Origin of the sequence: Mesorhizobium sp. LCM 4576 (assembly GCF_001854815.1) — a bacterium.
Classification (GTDB): domain Bacteria; phylum Pseudomonadota; class Alphaproteobacteria; order Rhizobiales; family Rhizobiaceae; genus Mesorhizobium; species Mesorhizobium plurifarium.
In genome coordinates, this window is record NZ_MDDT01000022.1 from 23688 (window position 1) to 40850 (window position 17163).

General features: G+C 65.3%; 19 protein-coding genes and 1 tRNA gene. 8 read left to right on the plus strand and 12 right to left on the minus strand.

Features of this window, described 5'->3' with window-relative positions; genetic code table 11:
• Positions 1-37: 37 nt before the first annotated feature.
• The 4 genes from LCM4576_RS12385 to LCM4576_RS12400 form a co-directional block, all read right to left on the minus strand.
• Entirely contained in the window at positions 38-283 is a 246-nt protein-coding gene (locus LCM4576_RS12385) for a Trm112 family protein (protein WP_040987952.1), read from the minus strand.
• A 14-nt stretch (positions 284-297) separates the two neighbouring features.
• Positions 298-969, minus strand: a complete 672-nt coding sequence (locus LCM4576_RS12390) for an LON peptidase substrate-binding domain-containing protein (RefSeq protein ID WP_071032356.1) — start codon at positions 967-969, stop codon at positions 298-300.
• A 269-nt stretch (positions 970-1238) separates the two neighbouring features.
• Positions 1239-2231: a thioredoxin gene (trxA, locus tag LCM4576_RS12395; protein ID WP_071032411.1), complete on the minus strand. Its 993-nt coding sequence runs from the start codon at positions 2229-2231 to the stop codon at positions 1239-1241.
• Between the two features lie 103 nt (positions 2232-2334).
• Entirely contained in the window at positions 2335-2829 is a 495-nt protein-coding gene (locus LCM4576_RS12400) for a prolyl-tRNA synthetase associated domain-containing protein (protein WP_071032357.1), read from the minus strand.
• Positions 2830-3107: 278 nt separating this feature from the next.
• Between LCM4576_RS12400 and LCM4576_RS12405 the strand changes: the two genes are divergently transcribed.
• Both LCM4576_RS12405 and LCM4576_RS12410 read left to right on the plus strand, forming a co-directional pair.
• Positions 3108-3182, plus strand: a tRNA-Gly gene (locus tag LCM4576_RS12405).
• 1073 nt (positions 3183-4255) lie between these two features.
• Entirely contained in the window at positions 4256-4639 is a 384-nt protein-coding gene (locus LCM4576_RS12410) for a hypothetical protein (protein ID WP_071032358.1), read from the plus strand.
• Between the two features lie 96 nt (positions 4640-4735).
• Here the strand turns inward: LCM4576_RS12410 and LCM4576_RS12415 are convergent, their stop codons facing one another.
• Positions 4736-5032 carry an adenylate cyclase gene (locus tag LCM4576_RS12415; protein ID WP_244508185.1) on the minus strand — a complete coding sequence of 99 codons (297 nt, stop codon included), beginning with the start codon at positions 5030-5032 and terminating at the stop codon, positions 4736-4738.
• Positions 5033-5198: 166 nt separating this feature from the next.
• The gene (locus tag LCM4576_RS12420) at positions 5199-5639 is read right to left on the minus strand and encodes an Lrp/AsnC family transcriptional regulator (RefSeq protein WP_071032360.1); all 441 of its coding nucleotides are present in this window, start codon (positions 5637-5639) and stop codon (positions 5199-5201) included.
• Between the two features lie 131 nt (positions 5640-5770).
• Between LCM4576_RS12420 and rocF the strand changes: the two genes are divergently transcribed.
• Positions 5771-6703: an arginase gene (gene rocF, locus LCM4576_RS12425; RefSeq protein ID WP_071032412.1), complete on the plus strand. Its 933-nt coding sequence runs from the start codon at positions 5771-5773 to the stop codon at positions 6701-6703.
• Positions 6704-6705: 2 nt separating this feature from the next.
• Complete coding sequence (locus LCM4576_RS12430) at positions 6706-7764, plus strand: ornithine cyclodeaminase (protein WP_071032361.1); 1059 nt, start codon at positions 6706-6708, stop codon at positions 7762-7764.
• A 206-nt stretch (positions 7765-7970) separates the two neighbouring features.
• Here the strand turns inward: LCM4576_RS12430 and LCM4576_RS12435 are convergent, their stop codons facing one another.
• From LCM4576_RS12435 to LCM4576_RS12455, 5 genes are all read right to left on the minus strand, one after another.
• Complete coding sequence (locus LCM4576_RS12435) at positions 7971-8969, minus strand: LacI family DNA-binding transcriptional regulator (RefSeq protein ID WP_071032362.1); 999 nt, start codon at positions 8967-8969, stop codon at positions 7971-7973.
• A gap of 22 nt (positions 8970-8991) precedes the next feature.
• Entirely contained in the window at positions 8992-10008 is a 1017-nt protein-coding gene (locus LCM4576_RS12440; protein ID WP_071032363.1) for an ABC transporter permease, read from the minus strand.
• Complete coding sequence (locus tag LCM4576_RS12445; RefSeq protein WP_116397931.1) at positions 10005-11504, minus strand: sugar ABC transporter ATP-binding protein; 1500 nt, start codon at positions 11502-11504, stop codon at positions 10005-10007. Before LCM4576_RS12445 ends, LCM4576_RS12440 begins: the two co-directional genes overlap by 4 nt.
• Positions 11505-11636: 132 nt before the next feature.
• Positions 11637-12602 carry a sugar ABC transporter substrate-binding protein gene (locus LCM4576_RS12450; RefSeq protein WP_083361384.1) on the minus strand — a complete coding sequence of 322 codons (966 nt, stop codon included), beginning with the start codon at positions 12600-12602 and terminating at the stop codon, positions 11637-11639.
• An 85-nt stretch (positions 12603-12687) separates the two neighbouring features.
• Entirely contained in the window at positions 12688-13548 is an 861-nt protein-coding gene (locus LCM4576_RS12455) for a LysR family transcriptional regulator (protein ID WP_198540240.1), read from the minus strand.
• Between the two features lie 104 nt (positions 13549-13652).
• On the opposite strand from LCM4576_RS12455, the gene LCM4576_RS12460 reads away from it, so the two are divergent.
• The gene (locus LCM4576_RS12460; RefSeq protein ID WP_071032366.1) at positions 13653-14297 is read left to right on the plus strand and encodes an FMN-dependent NADH-azoreductase; all 645 of its coding nucleotides are present in this window, start codon (positions 13653-13655) and stop codon (positions 14295-14297) included.
• Positions 14294-14620 carry a multidrug efflux SMR transporter gene (locus LCM4576_RS12465; protein ID WP_071032367.1) on the plus strand — a complete coding sequence of 109 codons (327 nt, stop codon included), beginning with the start codon at positions 14294-14296 and terminating at the stop codon, positions 14618-14620. Before LCM4576_RS12460 ends, LCM4576_RS12465 begins: the two co-directional genes overlap by 4 nt.
• A gap of 34 nt (positions 14621-14654) precedes the next feature.
• On the opposite strand, the gene LCM4576_RS12470 is transcribed toward LCM4576_RS12465, so the two are convergent.
• Positions 14655-15674: an LLM class flavin-dependent oxidoreductase gene (locus LCM4576_RS12470; RefSeq protein WP_071032414.1), complete on the minus strand. Its 1020-nt coding sequence runs from the start codon at positions 15672-15674 to the stop codon at positions 14655-14657.
• Between the two features lie 244 nt (positions 15675-15918).
• Here LCM4576_RS12470 and LCM4576_RS12475 point away from each other — a divergent pair, with 244 nt between their 5' ends.
• Both LCM4576_RS12475 and LCM4576_RS12480 read left to right on the plus strand, forming a co-directional pair.
• Complete coding sequence (locus LCM4576_RS12475; RefSeq protein ID WP_071032368.1) at positions 15919-16674, plus strand: COG4280 domain-containing protein; 756 nt, start codon at positions 15919-15921, stop codon at positions 16672-16674.
• Positions 16671-16886, plus strand: coding sequence for a hypothetical protein (locus tag LCM4576_RS12480; RefSeq protein WP_071032369.1), 216 nt, complete (start codon positions 16671-16673; stop codon positions 16884-16886). The genes LCM4576_RS12475 and LCM4576_RS12480 overlap by 4 nt, the downstream gene beginning before the upstream one ends.
• The last annotated feature ends 277 nt before the right edge of the window (positions 16887-17163 follow it).

The following is a 17163-nucleotide window of genomic DNA, read 5'->3' on the forward strand; positions in this document are numbered from 1 at the left end:
CGCCAACTTACGTCGCGCTGCACCTATAAGCCGCTCTCTACGAAGGCCCGCCGAGCCGTGGCGACGGTGGGGCCAGCATGTCCTCGGCCGAGATCGTGCGCGCCTCCGAAGGCAGCATGATGGGGATGCCGTCGCGCACCGGATAGGCGAGCTTCGCGACGCGCGAGACCAGCTCGCTGCGCTCGGGATCCCAGGTCAGCGGCCCCTTGGTCAGCGGGCAGGCGAGCAATTCAAGAAGCTTCGGATCGACCTCGGCTTTTCGTCCGTCACGTCCGTCCGCCATGAGATCACCCCAACCTACTGTAGACTGGACCCAAACTCATCATCCTCGCGCGCCAGCGTCATTTCGGTGATGGCGATCAGCGTCTCGGCGCGCGTCTTCAGGTCCGGCGCTTCCAGCAGTGCCTGCTTCTCGGCCGGTCCATAGGGCGCCATCATCGACAGCGCGTTGACCAGCATGCCGTTTTCGGCGCGGCTGACGCTTTCCCAATCGGCCTCGAGGTCGTTGGCCTGCAGATAGGCGCGAAACGCCTTGAGCAACGCCGGCCGGTCGACCTCGGCGGCGGCCTGGTCTTCCTCGAGGTCGGCGAGAAACGGCATGATCTTGCACTGCCGGAACGGCGTCTTTGCCGCAAGCTCCTGCACGATGCGGAACCGGCACACGCCCTGCAGCGAGATCAGGTAGCGGCCGTCGCCCGTCTCGGCGAGCGAGATGATGCGCCCGGCGCAACCGACGCTGCACAGCTCCGGCTCGCCGTCATCGCGCAACGCGCCGTCGAGGCTCGGCTGGATCATGCCGATCAGCCGCGAGCCGGCCATCGCCTGATCGATCATCTGCAGGTAGCGCGGCTCGAAGATGTTGAGCGGCATGCGGCCGCCGGGCAGAAGCAGCGCCCCGGCGAGCGGGAACACCGGGATTGCCGTCGGCAGATCCCTGGCCAGCCGATAGAGTGCGTTACCGACGCGCACCGCGACCCTCCCAAAGCAATGCCGGCAAGCGCATCACCCAGCAATCTCCTCTCGCACCGGCAACCCGTCTTCCATTGGAGCGTTTCATCGTTTCATGGAAACGGCGAACCGCCGGCCTGCCCTTATCTGGCGCTGACGCTCCGCCGCTCAAGCCCGCCGGCCGCGCCAGCCGGCAAAAAACTTTGAGGGCAACTCCGGAAACCTTCGGCTTCCACCCGGAAAACAAGCCTAGGCAATTCCAGGAAAAGTGTGAAAGGGTTTTCCTGGAATTACGAGAACAGCAGCGACGAGAGCTTGCGGCGTGCCGCGAGCGTCGCCTCGTCTGTCATTCCCCACGCCTCGAACAGCTTCAACAGCTGCGCCCTGGCGCCGTCGTCGTTCCAGGTCCGGTCGGCCTTGACGATCGCCAGCAGATTGTCGGCGGCGGCATTGCGCTCGCCGCGCGCGTTCTGGATCATCGCCAGGTCGAAGCGCGCCTGGTGGTCAGCCGGGTCGGCGGCAAGCCGGCGCTCGAACTCGGCCGGATTGCCGAGCGACGCCGCTTCCGCCGCCAGCGTCATCTTGGCGCGCAGCGCGGCGAGCGCCGGCGCGTCCTTCTTGTCCTCGGGCGCCCGGGCGAGCACGGTTTCGGCGCCTTCCGTGTCGCCGGCGTCGAACAGGATCTCGCCCAGCCCCGCGATCGCCTCGAGCGTCTCGGGCGCCTGCTCGAGGATCGCTTCATAGATGTCGGCCGCGGTCTGCACGTCGCCGGCCGTGCGCGCCTCGGCAGCTGCCGCAAGCGCGTCCGCGATCTGCGGCGCGCCGCCGCCCTTGCCGCCGACCTTCTGGATGAACTGATTGATCTGGCTTTCGGGGATGGCGCCCATGAAGCCGTCGACGGGCTGTCCATCTTTGAAGGCGATGACGGCCGGGATCGACTGGATGCCGAGCTGGCCGGCGATCGAGGGATGGTCGTCGATGTTCATCTTGACCAGCTTGACCTTGCCGCCGGCCGCCTGCACCGCCTTTTCGAGCTGCGGCGTCAGCTGCTTGCAGGGCCCGCACCATGGCGCCCAGAAGTCGACCAGCACCGGCTGGCGGCGCGATTCCTGGATGACGTCCGCAGCGAAAGTCGCGGTGGTCGTGTCCTTGATCAGGTCGGCCGCCGCCGGCGCGTCGCCCAGCGAAACCTTAGGGCGGTCGCCGCCGCCATATTGCACCGTCTGGGCGTACTGRCCGCCATTGCCGCCGAACGCGCCGCTATACGGATTGTTGTCGCTCATCGTGTCGCCCTTTCGGTCGCGCTCTCGGGCGTCGGCGCCCGGCGCGTCATTGTCGGATTTCGGAACCGCCTTCCATGTGGCGATCAAGCCCTGACTTTCAAGATTATGAGACTTTCAAGATAACAGGATCGTGGCCGGTTGCCTTGACGAATCTGATCAGGTCGGCGGCGGCGATCGAGGTCGTCGCCTCATTGGTCAGCGGGTGGCCGTTGATGATGTCATGGCCCATCAACGCCTCGTCGAGAACAACCTTCACCTTGCCCTCCGTGTCGTTGATCAGCCCGAAAACGGTGACCGCGCCGGGGATGACGCCGAGCAGCTCCATCAGCATCTCCGGCTTGCCGAACGACACCCGGCTGGCGGCGCCGATCAGATGGTGGATCTGCTTCAGGTCGACCACGGCGTCCTCGCCGACGGTGACGAGGAAATAATTGTCCTTCTTGTCCTTGAGGAACAGGTTCTTGGTGTGGCCGCCGGGAATCTCGCCACGTAAGGACTGCGAATCGGCGACCRTGAACAGCGGCGGGTGCCTGACCGTCGAGACGGAAATGCCGAGATCGGCGAGAAATTCGTTGAGCTCGGCTTCGGTCTTCGGCATCGGTCCTCGCGCGGTCGAACAAGATCATGCCGTTTACGGCCAACAATGCCGTCGGGGCAAGGCCGCCGAAGCAATTCCGGGAAAGGAGCAATTCGGGAAAGGCGGGGGGCGGCTTTGCGCGCGGATTCGTGATCCGCCCGGTTGCGCGCCACTTCGATGCTTTCGAGGCGGCCGTCGCCGGGGGGAGAAATTCACTGCAAAAAAGACCGTCATTTCCCTGTTGCAATCGCCGCGCTCTTCGGCCATATAGGCGCGGCTTGCGGCCCGAGGCCGCGTGAGCGGGTGTAGCTCAGGGGTAGAGCACAACCTTGCCAAGGTTGGGGTCGGGCGTTCGAATCGCCTCACCCGCTCCAGTTTCCTCATAGAGGATCAAGCAAACGAAAAGCCGCGGACCTCCGCGGCTTTTTCGCGTTTAGGACCGCAAACAGCCCCAGGCCCAAAGCGCTCCGGAGTTGCGCGGAACCGTCGGCGAGGACCGGCAGAGCAAGTTCAGGAAAGTGTGAGCGATCAGGCTCGGCGCCTTTGCCGTAGCTTCCACCCACGGATCTCCCGCAAAGGGATCAAGCACATGGTTCACGCGATATTTTCCTTCAACAGGCACGTCGGCCATCCGCAAAGTATCCGCGGCCCTTCAGACTTGAGTCGCAAGCCGAAGGGACTGTAGAGCCTCTTTTGCCAGGCGCCGGACAACTATATGTTGCGTGAAGTGTCGGACTTGATCCGGCTGGGCAGTCTCGCGGGGCACATTCCCGCAAGTCGTTATATTGGGGCTTAGACCAATTCCAGGRAAGGCGTGAGCGCGGTTTTCCGTTTCGGAATTGCGTCAAAACGAAGAGCTGGCAAAACAGCCATGAGGTTCACAGCCTTACAGGATCCGTGCGGCCAATGGATGGTTTATGACCTGTGGTCCGATTGCCCGGCGCAGATACCGGACAGGGCGCTGCTTGGCCTGACGCGCGAGGAAGCGGAAGAACTCGCCGGCAAGGCCAATGAGTTCCTCTCGACACCACGATCGGTTACGTTTTCTCGCTATTTAAAGCTTTTATCGATATGTCAGTGGCCCAACCCGGAAACGTCGGACTCTGTTCCGTCTTCTATGCGTGTGGCGGAAGCGCGCTCCAGTTCCAAGGCGAGCTCATGGTCTAAGCCGAGGCTTAGAGTGGTCCAGCGGTCTCCGTGAAACGGTGAAACGCTCCGGGCTTGCGGAATTGCCGCGCCGGTCGTGCATCCAAGATTCAACCCCCGATCACATCGGATAACGTTTGYGTTCCACCTCCGTTTGAACGCCCGGGGTGGCCTCTATATGTCGTTTCAGGGCCGAGAACCGCCGGCGGTGAATGGCCTAACACCGCGACACGACGCGACCGGACGGCCCGTTTCGGAAAAAGCGGATTTACCGCTTCCTCCATCACGAGGAGATGTCATCATGCGTTCTTTCATCCCAAAGATCATCGCGGCCGCCTCGATCTTCGCGGCCATACCGCTTTCGAGCGCCTATGCCGTGCACCGCCACCATAGGGCACAGGTCGACACCATGACCACGGCGTCGGTGCCGGCGACCCCGGAAACGAGAGCCGCCACGCAGCAGCTGCTTGGCGTGAAGCAAGGTATCCGCGACGCCAGACAGGCCGGCAAGATCTCCGAGGACAAGGCCCGCGACCTGATGYGGCAGGCGGATGCCATCCAGCCCACCGGGGGCCGTTCGGCGATCGGAGAGATCAACGACCTGGATCAGCGGCTTCAGAATGCCACCGGCCAAGGGACCTATATGGGCGACGGCTCGGACGGCGGCTATTATCCGAACGGCTGACGAACCTGCATTCCTGGTAAGGCGGCTGCCGGTGTGATGAGCCTTTCCCGGCCTCACACCGGTGCTGCGGCGTGCCCACAATGCTGATGCGGTCGCCTAATGATTATGGGATTGCTGGAACCCTGCCACGTCATATTGCGACACGCTCTTCGGGTTCTTCGAATTCTGCGGCTGCTCGCCTGCGTAATGCGTTCCCGCGTTGCCGTCCGGGTTGAAGGCCGAACCCGGAGCGGGGGCGGCGTGGCCCGGAGTGGCATCGCCCGTCTCGGGGGTGCCGATGGTTTGGTTCGGCTGGCCCGTCGTTCCGGTCACGGTGTGGACGTTGGCGGCCAAGGCCATGCCGGTTGAGGCTATGAACAAGCTGGTTGCTATCGGCGTGAGGAGATGTCTCATCATGGTCTCCCAAAAGCATTGGATTTCAGGAGGGCGCTCGGGTCTTTGGAGCACCCGGCGGACATTCATGCGCCGTTAACGCTCTTGGAACGTCATTCGTCCCGGCTCTCACGAAACGGTGATGGGCTAGCGGAGCCCGCCGGCAAGCCGCGACGGGCCGCGGCAACTACGCCAGCCTTGCCCGCGTCGTCCGCGGCGTCGCCAGCAGCAGGCTGGTCTCGCTGCCCGTTATGCCGGGAATCAGCCGGATGCGGCGCAGCACCGCGTCGAAATCCGTCAGCGTGGCGGTGCCGAGCTCCACCACAAGGTCCCAGCGGCCGTTGGTGGTGTGGATGGTCGAGACCTCGGCGAGRCCGCCCAGCGCCTTGACGACACGGTCGGCGGCGTGGCCCTCGATCTCGATCATCATCACGCCGCGTATTCTCTGATCGACCGCGTCGGCGCKCAGCACCACCGTGTAGCCGATGATCTCGCCGGATTTTTCCAGCCGCTCCATGCGCGCCCGCACCGTGGCGCGCGAGACGCCGAGATCGACGGCGAGGTCGGAGACGCTGCGCCGCGCATCGTGCCTGAGCAGCGTCACCAGTCTTTCGTCGAGCGCATCCATGATTGCCCACTTCGATCAAATTGCTTGTCCAGGATGATAAATCATTCTTCTCGAAATGCCAATTTCRCCTATTCAAACCGCCAGCGGTCGGTGATCCAATCAAGCCAATCAATCACGAGGCTACGAAAATCATGCGCTGCAGGATCGTCGGCGCGCCGGTGYAGGACGGCGCGGGCAGAATGGGATGCGAAATGGGGCCGAGCGCGCTGCGCACGGCGGGGCTGGTTTCGGTGCTGGCCGGGCTCGGCCATGAGGTCGAGGACTGGGGCGCGGTCGAGAAGGCGGTGGCGCGCCCGGTGGCGCACGGCAACCTCGCGCTGAAGGCGCTGCCGGAGATCTCCGCCTGGACGGCGGCGATCGCCGAAACCGCCTACGCCGCTTCGCGGGACGCCATGCCGATTTTCCTCGGCGGCGACCATTCGATCTCCGCCGGCACGGTATCGGGCGTGGCGCGTCGCGCCGCCAAACGCGGCCGGCCGCTCTTCGTGCTGTGGCTCGACGCGCATCCCGATTTCCACACGCTGGACACCACCACCAGCGGCAACCTGCACGGCGTGCCGCTCGCCTATGCCAGCGGCCAGGCCGGCTTCAAGGGCTATTTCCCGGATCTGCCGCAAGCGGTCGACCCGACCCGCATCTGCGCCCTCGGCCTGCGCAGCGTCGACCCGGCCGAGCGCCGCGCGCTCGCAGAGGCAGGCGTGACCGTGCACGACATGCGCGCCATCGACGAGCACGGCATTGCGCCCTTGCTGCGCGCCTTCCTCGCCCGCGTCGAGCAGGAGGACGGGCTGCTGCATGTCAGCCTCGACGTCGATTTCCTCGACCCCTCGATCGCGCCGGCCGTCGGCACCACCGTTCCCGGCGGCGCCACCTTCCGCGAGGCGCATCTGGTGATGGAGATGCTGTCCGACAGCTGCCTCGTTTCCAGCCTCGACCTGGTCGAATTGAACCCGTTCCTCGACGAGCGCGGCCGCACCGCCACCCTGATGGTCGACCTCACCGCCAGCCTGATGGGCCGCCGCATCATGGACCGCCCGACCCGCAGCCATTCCGGAAGCCTCTGATCATGACCCAGCCTTCGCGCCTCGCCATCGTCCCCTTCGTCAGCGTCGACCGCATGATGAAGCTCGTGCTCGCCATCGGCGTCGAGCGCTTCCTCACCGAGCTCGCCGCCTATATCGAGGAGGATTTCCGCCGCTGGGAGCTGTTCGACAAGACGCCGCGCATCGCCTCGCACAGCCATGACGGCGTCATCGAATTGATGCCGACCAGCGACGGCAAGATGTACGGCTTCAAATATGTCAACGGCCACCCGAAGAACATGCGCGAAGGCCGCCAGACCGTCACCGCCTTCGGCGTGCTCGCCGATGTCGGCTCCGGCTATCCGATGCTCTTGACCGAAATGACCATCCTGACGGCGCTGCGCACCGCCGCCACCTCGGCGGTTGCGGCAAAATACCTGGCGCCCAAGGGTTCGCGCGCCATGGCCATCATCGGCAACGGCGCCCAGTCCGAGTTCCAGGCCGTCGCCTTCAAGGCCCTGCTCGGCATCGACAGGCTGCGGCTCTACGACATCGACCGCTCGGCCTCGGAAAAATGYGCCCGCAACCTCGCCGGCAAGGGCTTCGACATCACCATCTGCGCGGCCGGCCAGGACGCGGTCGAAGGCGTCGACATCATCACCACGGTGACGGCCGACAAGCAGTACGCCACCATCCTCACCGACAACATGGTCGGCTCCGGCGTCCACATCAACGCCGTCGGCGGCGACTGCCCCGGCAAGACGGAGCTGCACCGCGACATCCTCTTGCGCTCCGACATCTTCGTCGAGTTCCCGCCGCAGACGCGCATCGAGGGCGAGATCCAGCAGCTCGACGCCGACCATCCGGTGACCGAGCTGTGGCAGGTGATGACCGGGAAGGTTAAAGGGCGCAAGGCGCCCGAGCAGATCACGCTGTTCGATAGCGTCGGCTTCGCCACGGAAGACTTTTCCGCGCTGCGCTACGTCCGCGACCAGCTCCAGGCCACCGGCCTCTATGAGGAGCTCGACCTGCTCGCCGACCCCGACGAGCCGCGCGACCTGTTCGGCATGCTGGAGAGGGCGGCCTTGGAGCCAGCGGCGTGAGGCCAATCGCATAGGGCCTCCCCCTCTCCGTCCGCTTCGCGGACACCTCTCCCCCMCCTTCGGCGGGGGCGAGGAACCCAAGCTTGCGAAGGTCGCACCCTCGGCGATTGGCGTTTTCCTCGCCCCCGCAGAGCGGGGGAGAGGTGGATCGGCGCGCAGCGCCGAGACGGAGAGGGGGCCAGCGCCGGCGTCGACAATTGCCGCCACTACCCCACCGCCGCGCAGCTCTCCCTCTCCACCAGCACCGGCGCCAGCACCTCGCGCCTTGACGGCGCCGCCGGCTCGCCCAACCTCTCGAGCAGAAGGCTCACCGCGCGCGTGCCGATCTTCTCCACCGGCTGCGCGATCGTCGTCAGCGGCGGCCAGGTGGTGACGGCATAGGGAATGTCGTCGAAGCCGACCATCGAGATGTCGTCGGGAACCCGCAATCCGCGTGAGCGCAGCACGGTCAGCGCGCCCATCGCCATCAGGTCGTTGCAGGCAAACAGCGCCGTGATGTCCGGCGCCTGCGCCATCAATTGTTCCATCGCCAAGCGCCCGCCTGCGAAATGATAGTCGGAATCGACGATCGACGAGGCCGGCAGGTCGAGACCCGCTTCCTTGAGCGCCCGCACGAAGCCGCGCAGGCGGGCGGGGCTGGAGCTGGAATCGCGCGGCCCGCCGATGACGCCGATCTTTTGGTGACCAAGCCCGGCCAGGTGTTTGCCGGCGAGGTAGCCGCCATGCTCATGGTCGACCAGCACCGAATCGACATTGACCGACTGGATCTCGCGGTCGAGCAGCACCRCTGGCACGCTGGGCAGCAGGCGGGCGAACACCCGCGCGTGGTCGGACGAGCCGGCGAAGATCAGCCCGTCGATCTTCTTGGCCATCAGCACCGAGAGATAGCGCTCCTCCTTCTCGGCATTGCCGTCGGAGTTGCACAGGATCACCGTGTAGCCGGAGACGAATCCGGCATCCTCGATCTGGCGCGCCACGCTGGCGAAGAACGGGTTGGAATTGTCGGGCAGCAAGAGGCCGATGGTCTTGGTCTCGCCGCGCCTGAGGCTTCGCGCCACCGAGTTCGGGCTGTAGCGCAGCGCGCTGATCGCGGCGCRCACGCGCTCGGCCGTTTCCGGCTCGACATGGCGCGTATGGTTCATCACGTGCGAGACGGTGGCGACGGACACCCCCGCGTGGCGTGCGACATCAGCAATCGTCGTCATGGCCTTCAGCCCCTGGTGCCCCTTAGCGGATCCTCCGCAGCAGCCTCTCCCGGTACGCGTCTAGGATGACCGCGAGCACGATGACAAGGCCGATCACGATGGGTTTGAAATTGTCGCCGACGCCGAGCAGCTGCAATCCGGTGGAAAGCACCTGCAGGATGCAGGCGCCGACCAGCGTGCCGATGATCGAGCCCTTGCCGCCGCTGAGGCTGGTGCCGCCGATGATGACGGCAGCGATGGCGTTGAGCTCGTAGCCGATGCCGGCGATCGGRCTGCCGATGTTGAGGCGCAGGAGATAGACCATGGCTGCGATGCCGGCGGTGAGCCCGCTGATTGTGAAGGCGGCGACCTTGTAGAAATCCGGATTGTGGCCCGACAGCCTCACGGCCTCGTCATTGGTGCCGACGGCGAAGATCATGCGGCCGAAGACGGTGAAGCGCAGCACGAACCAGCCGGCCGCGATCACCAGCACCGCGACCAGGAAGATCGACGGCAGGAAGCCGCCGATGATCAGGTTGCCGAAATCGACGAAACTCTGCGGCAGGCCRGTGATGGTGGAATTGTCGCTGACGACGCGCGCCGCGCCAGCCGCCATGTTGAGCATGCCCAGCGTGACGATGAAGGACGGTATCTTCCAGCGCGTCGAGATCCAGCCATTGAGGAAGCCGCAGACGGCGCCCGTCGCCATGCAGGCGAGCAGCGCCAGCGTGATCGCGATCGTCGGCGACAGGCTCTCGTTTATCATCACGGTGGCGCCGACCACCGTGCAGAGCGCCAGCACCGAGCCCACCGAAAGGTCGATGCCGCCGGTGAGGATGACAAAGGTCATGCCGGCGGCCAGCACCGTGTTGATGGCGATCTGCACGAAGATCTTCAGCGCGTTGCCGGAGGBGGCGAAATAAGGCGCGGTGGCCGAGAAGAACAGCGTGATCAGCACCAGCGCCAAAAGCACGCCGGCATCGCGCACCAGGAAGCGCAGGAATTTTGCCCGGCCGGGGGAAACAGGCGCCGAAACGACTATCTCGGACGTCTCGCTCATGGTCGCACATACTCCTGATAGGCGAGCGACAGGATGCGCTCCTGGTCGAATTCGGCGCGCGGCACCTCGCCGACGATCTTGTTCCTGGAAAAGACGATGATGCGGTGGCACATGCCCATCAACTCGGGCAGGTCGGACGACACCATGATGATGCCCTTCTGCTGCGCCGCCAGCATCCACAGAAGCTGGTAGATCTCGCGCCGCGCGCCGATGTCGACGCCGCGCGTCGGCTCGTCGAGGATCAGCGTCGAGGTACCGCGGAACAGCCACTTGGCCAGAACCACCTTCTGCTGGTTGCCGCCGGAGAGATTGCGCACCGCCTGCTCGATCGAGCTTGCCTTGACGCGGAGCTGGCCGACGAGATCGTTGGCGGCCGCGGCCTCCGCCCTGCGGTTGAGCAGACCGTTGTGCGAGACTTTGCCGAGATCGGTGATGGTGATGTTTTTGTCGACGGCCATGTCGAGCAGCAGGCCCTGGCCCTTGCGGTCCTCGGTGAGCAGGCTGAGYCCATGCCGCACCGCATCCTTGGGCGCGGCGACCGCCACCGGCTTGCCGTCGATCTCGACGACGCCGTCGAGCTTGGGATCGGCGCCGAACAAAGCGCGCATCGCTTCGGTGCGGCCGCTGCCGACCAGTCCGGCGACGCCGAGGATTTCGCCATGGCGCACGGCGAAGGAGATGTCCGGGGTGGAAGCATCGCGTTTCAGATTGGCGACGCTGAGCGCGATCTTGCCCGGCACGATCGAAGCATCGAAACCATATTCGTCGGCGATGTCGCGGCCGATCATCATGCGGACCAAATCGGGCACGCTAAGGCCCTCGAGATCGCGCGTCGCGACCAGTCGGCCATTGCGCAAGACGGTCACCCGGTCGCCGATCTCGAACACCTCGTGCAGCCGGTGCGAGATGTAGATGATGGTGACACCCCGGGCCTTCAGCCGCTTGATGATGGAAAACAGCCGCTCGATCTCTGGCGGCGTCAGCGTCGCCGTCGGCTCGTCGAGCACGAGCAGCTTGGAGTCGTAGCTCAACGCCTTGGCGATCTCGACCAGCTGCATCTGCGCCACGCCCAGCGCCTCGACCCGTATGCGCGGATCGATGTCGAGGCCGACTTCCTTCAGCAACGCCACGGCGCGGCTGTTGAGCGCCTTGCGGTTGACGATGCCGAAGGCGTGGCGCGGCAGGCTTTCCAGCATCAGGTTCTCGGCGATGCTGAGATAGGRCAAAAGGTTCAGCTCCTGGTGCACGATGCGGATGCCGCTCTGCTGCGCGTCATGYGGCGTCTTCGGCTGGTAGGGCTGGCCGTTGAAGGCGATCCTGCCCGAATCCGGCTGGTAGATGCCGGCGAGCAGCTTGATCAGCGTCGACTTGCCGGCGCCGTTCTCGCCCAGGATGATATGGGTCTCGCCACGCGCGATCGACAGCGACACGTCGCTCAGCGCGACGGCGYCGGGAAAGATCTTTCCGACCCCTTCAAGGCAGAGAATCGCATCCATGGGCAGGCAGAATCCTAAATCGCGCATGTCAGCGGCGATAGCGGCGCTCCGTCACCGCCGCCGGAACTGTCGGCGGCGGTGACGAGAGAGACGAAGCGGATYGCCGGAAGGGAGCGCCGGCGCCCAACTCGCCTATGCGGTGATCAGCTTGATATCGGTCTTGACCCAGCCGGAGAATTTCTCGCCGGYAAGCTCGCGCAGGCCGTAGTCGATGCCCATGGCCGCCATCTGCGCGCCATACTGCTCGACCGTGGCCAGCATCTTGCCGCTCTTCAAGAGCGGGCCGACGGCCRGGATATTGTCGAAGCCGACGACCTTGATCTGGCCCGACTTGCCGGCCGCGTCGATCGCCTTGACGACGCCGAGCGCCATCGAATCGTTCGCCGCCATCACGCCCTGGATGTCGGGATGCTGGGTGAGGAAGTTGGTCATCAGCGTGTTGGCTTCCTCGGTCTCCCAATGCGCGGTCTTGGAATCGAGCAGGTCGAGGCCGTACTCCTTCACCGAATCGTCGAAGCCAAGCTTGCGCTCCTTGGCGTTGTCGGCTTCCGGGTTGCCTTCGAGGATGACGACCTTGCCGCCCTTGCCCAGCGCCTTGCCGAGCGCATCGCCGGCGAGCTTGGYGCCGGCGCGGTTGTCCGGGCCGAAGAAGGCAAGGTCGATGCCGGCCTTCTTCTTGGCCYCGGTGTCGAGCGCCACGTCGATGTTGATGACCTTGATGCCGGCCTTCAGCGCCTTGGCGATCGGCGTGACCATGGCCTTTGAATCGGCCGGCGCCACGACGATGATGTTGTAGTTCTGGGTGATGAAGTTCTCGATCGCGTCGACCTKGGCGGCGAAGTCGCGCTCGTCCTTCATGCCGACGGCGGCGAAATCGAACTTGTCCTTGTTCTTCGCCGCATACTCCTCCGCCCCGGCCTGCATCTGCTTGAAGAACTCGTTGGCCAGCGACTTCATCACCAGCCCGACCTTCGGCTTGTCGGCGGCAAAGGCCGGACCGAGCGGCAGAGCCAGCGCGCCGGCAGCCAAGGCGCTGGTCTTCAGGAACTCGCGCCGCGAGAGCGGGCCAAGCCCGTGCGTGTTCGAAATCTTGCTCATTAGTCTCCTCCACTTGATTGAGCCGTAATCGGTTACGTAACCGATTACGCGCCAAGGTAGAGCCGGAATTTGCCAAGTGTCAATATCAGCGAGGGCCGCCGGTTGGAGGGTCGGCCGCGTTCAGCCGCATCTTCAGCCACTTGGCCGAAAAGTCACTGAACGCCCGCACTCTTGGATTGCCTTTCAGGTCCGGGTGATAGAGCACCCACAGCTCCGAGGCGAGTTCTTCGACCGTTTCGCTGACGCGCGACAACCGCCGCGCCGCGCCGAGATAATCCGGCAGCAGCGCTTTGCCCCAGCCGGCCTCGGCGGCGGCCGCAGCCGCCGTGAGGCTGTTGACCCTCAGCCGGATCTCGTCCTCCCGCACATTCGCCTTCAGCCACCGCGCCGCCGGCAGGGCGGACAGGGGCGCGTCGAAGCCGATCCATCCTTCCGACGATTTATTCCCCGTATAGACGGCGTAGGAAAACCGCGCCACGCGCCGGCCGACCAGCATCTCGGGCGGCGTCAGCGTCGGACGAATGGCGACGTCGGCCTCGCGCCGGCCGAGATCGGCGAAGCTGTTGTTCACCTCCAGCGACAGAGCGATGCCGCGATGGGCCTCGCCGAAGGCTTTCAGGCAGGCGCAGGCGATGTCGAGCAGCGTATCGGCGGTCGTCACATTGAGCGGCCCGACCAACCGGTCGTCCTGCGCCGCCACGCGCCGCTCGACCTCGGCAAGTCGGTCGCGCAGCTCCTCCGCCGCATCGAGGAAGGGCTCCGCCCTGCCGGTCGGCACGAGCGCGTCGCCGAGACGCTCGAACAGCGTGCCGYCGGTGCGCTTCTCCAGCTCCCTCAGTTGCCGGTAGATCGTCGCGATATGAGTGCCGAGCCTCACCTGCGCACCGCGCACCCCGCCCGCCGCCGCGATCGCCGCCACCAGCCGCACATCGTCATAGTCGATCATTTTCGCATCCATGCGAATGAGAATAACAGAATTGCTCAATGCGCTCGCATTGCCGCGAATATATATCGCGCTCCGGAGACGAACCAGCCTGCTCGGGAGAACACATGAGCTGCATCCTGCATATCGAGGCCTCGCCACGCGCCGACCGTTCCTGGTCGAGCAAAGCCGCCGACAATTTCCTCGGGCAGCTGAAAGAGCGGCTGCCGAAGGTGGAAGTCGACCACTTCAACATCTGGACCGCCATCCTGCCGAGCTTCGACGGCGCTGCGATTGACGCCAAATACGCCAGGCTTTCCGGCATGCCGCAGACAGACGCGCAGAGCCGCGCCTGGACGCTGATCGGCCACTATGTGGCAAGGCTCGACGCGGCAGACGCTGTCCTGATCTCGACGCCGATGTGGAATCTCGGCGTCCCTTACCGACTGAAGCATCTGTTCGACCTGGTCACGCAGCCGGGCCTGAGCTTCTCCTTTAACCCGGCGACCGGCTACGCGCCGCTGCTCAGCGCGCGGCCGACCGCCGTGCTGATGGCGACCTCCGGCGACTTCACCGAAGGTCCCAGCTACGGACGCCCGGATCTGGCGACACCCTATCTGCGCACCGCGCTTGCCTTTATCGGCCTGAAAGATGCGTCGATCGTCCATGTCTCGCCGACCATCGGCCAGCCCGAAGCGGTGGAAGCCGGTGTCAGGCGAGCCGAGGCCGAGTTGCGGCGCCTGGCCGCCGATTTCGCCGCGAGGCTCGCATGAGCCCGTCGCTGGCCTGGCTGTTTCTCGTCATCTCCGGCATCACCGACGTCGCCTGGGCGCTCGCGACCAAGAAATCGGCCGGGTTCACCGAGCCGCTCTGGGCGGTGGTCTCGCTGGTGCTCCTGGTCGTCTTCATCGCGCTTTTGACCAAGGCGCTGACCGTCCTGCCGCTAGGCACCGCCTATGCCGTATGGACCGGCATCGGCGCCGTCGGCTCCTTGGTCGCCGGCATCGTGTTCTTCGGCGAAAGCACCGACGCCGTGYGGCTCACCTTCGCGGCGGTGACGATCCTGGGCGTGGTGGGGCTGAAGGTAAGCTCGTAGGGAAGGCACGCGGCGCCTTCCCTAACTTTGCTCGTCACCGCCAGCCCAACGCCGGTGCGACATGCTTCAGGATCGACTCGATGACATGGGCGTTGTAGTCGACGCCGAGCTGATTGGGCACGGTGAGCAGCAGCGTGTCGGCCTCGGCGATCGCCTCGTCCTCTCTCAGCTGCTCGACCAGCTTGTCCGGCTCGGCGGCATAGGTGCGGCCGAACACGGCGCGCTTCTCCGGCTCGATATAGCCGAAATGGTCCTCGCCCTCGCTGCCGCCGAAATATGCGCGGTCCATGTCGTTGACGATGGCGAAGATGCTGCGGCTGACCGAGACGCGCGGCTCCCGCGTGTGGCCGGCTTCCTTCCAGGCGGCGCGGTAAGCCCTTATCTGCTTGGCCTGCTGGACATGCAGCGGCTCGCCGCTCTCGTCGAATTTCAGCGTCGAGCTCTGCAGGTTCATGCCGAGCTTGGCCGCCCACACCGCGGTGGCGTCGGTCGCTGCGCCCCACCAGATGCGCTCGCGCAAGCCGTCCGAGAAGGGTTCCAGCCTGAGCAGGCCGGGYGGGTTGGGGAACATCGGCCGCGGATTGGGCTGGGCGAAACMTTCGCCGCGCAACAGGTCGAGGAAGATCTCGGCGTGYCGGCGCGCCATGTCGGCGTCGGTCTTGCCCTCTTCCGGCACGTAGCCGAAATAGCGCCAGCCATCGATCACCTGCTCGGGCGAGCCGCGGCTGATGCCGAGCTGCAAACGCCCGCCGGCGATGAGGTCGGCAGCACCCGCGTCCTCGGCCATGTAGAGCGGGTTCTCGTAGCGCATGTCGATGACGGCGGTGCCGAGCTCGATACGCCGGGTCTTGGCGCCCGCCRCGGCAAGCAGCGGGAAGGGCGAGGCGAGCTGCCGGGCGAAATGGTGGACGCGATAATAGGCGCCGTCGGCGCCGAGTTCCTCGGCCGCGACCGCAAGGTCGATCGACTGYAGCAGCGCGTCGGCGCCCGAGCGCGTKCCCGATTGCGGCGAGGGCGACCAATGCCCGAACGACAGAAATCCGATCTTCTTCATGGCTCCATTCCTGCTGGAGCGGCCCATCGGCCGCTTAAACTTCTTGTTGCTCCAGCAGATAGCCAGGCCAGCGCCGCGATACAACGGACACCGAATGGATACAGACCGTCAATGAGTTCCTCGAAATGTTCGGTCCGCCCTTCGCTTCCCGCGGAACGGATGGGCTCATACTTGGCGTTCTCGCTGCCACCCRAGCGCTGTATCGTTCTCGCCAACTGATGATTCCGAACTATAGGATGCTTTGATGCATGGCCTGACACCCATATTGTCCACCGTGACGGCTTCTTTCCTGGCGTCCTTCGTCGAGGTCGTCGAAGCCTTCACCATCGTGCTTGCCGTCGGCGTGACGCGCAGCTGGCGCCCGGCGCTGACGGGCGCGGCGCTGGCGCTTGCCTTGCTGGCGGCCCTGGTGCTGGTTTTTGGGCCGCTGCTGGCGCTCGTCCYGATCACCGTCCTGCAATTCGTGGTCGGCGTGCTTTTGATCCTGTTCGGCATGCGCTGGCTGCGCAAGGCGATCCTGCGCAGCGTCGGCGTGATTGCGCTGCATGACGAGGAGCAGGCCTTCTCCAAGGAGACTGCGGAGCTTCGTCAACAAGCCGCCGACCGTCGCGCCGACTATCTGGCGGCCGTCGCGTCGTTCAAGGCGGTGCTGCTCGAGGGCGTCGAAGTGGTGTTCATCGTCATTGCCGTCGGCGCCRCGCATGGCCAGACGCTCTATGCCGGCTTCGGCGCGCTGGCGGCCTTCGTGCTGGTGATGCTGATCGGTCTCGCCGTGCACCGGCCCTTGGCGCGCGTGCCCGAGAATGCGCTGAAATTCGTGGTCGGGTTGATGCTGACCAGTTTCGGCGTGTTCTGGACCGGCGAGGGCCTCGGCGCCGAATGGCCGGGAGCCGACCTCGCTCTGCTCGCCATCTTCGCCGTCATTGCCGCCGCGTCCTTCGCCATCGTTCGCTGGCTGCGCGGCGCTTACCCGGCGCCTGCCGAAGGAGTTGCTCGATGAGCGTGATTCGTCTCGTCTTCAAGGGGCTGATCGGCATGTTCGTCGACGACGGCAGCCTGGCGTTGCTGGCGCTGATCCTGATCGCGCTGATCGCCGCCGCGGTGAAGCTATTGGCGCTRCCGCCGCTCGTCGGCGGCGTCCTGCTTCTCGCCGGCTGCCTGGCAATTCTTCTGGAAAGCACCCGTCGCGCGGCGCGCGACAAGGCGCGCTGACYGGGGTTGAACCTCGTCATCCACGGGCGGAGCGACGCGAAGCGGAGCGCACGACAGGGCGCGCTGGACCAAGGCAACTTCTGGAAATCAGCGCAAGCGCCGGGGATTGGCTGGAGCCTCCCAACCTCGTCATTCAAGGGCGAAGCAGGAGCGCAGCTCCGTCGCGAAGACCCTGGAATCCATGCCGTTACCTTGATCGACGGGCGCAACGGCGCAGAATTCTGCACCGCGGCAACGCTTCCAAGTCACGGAATGGATTCTATGGTCGGCGCGCGTC

Excerpts from the sequence above, each read along its gene's own strand:
- LCM4576_RS12385 (WP_040987952.1), bottom strand. The coding sequence starts at position 283 with ATGGCGGACGGACGTGACGGACGAAAAGCCGAGGTCGATCCGAAGCTT.
- LCM4576_RS12415 (WP_244508185.1), bottom strand. The coding sequence starts at position 5,032 with ATGAGACATCTCCTCACGCCGATAGCAACCAGCTTGTTCATAGCCTCA.
- LCM4576_RS12460 (WP_071032366.1), top strand. The coding sequence starts at position 13,653 with ATGAGCTGCATCCTGCATATCGAGGCCTCGCCACGCGCCGACCGTTCC.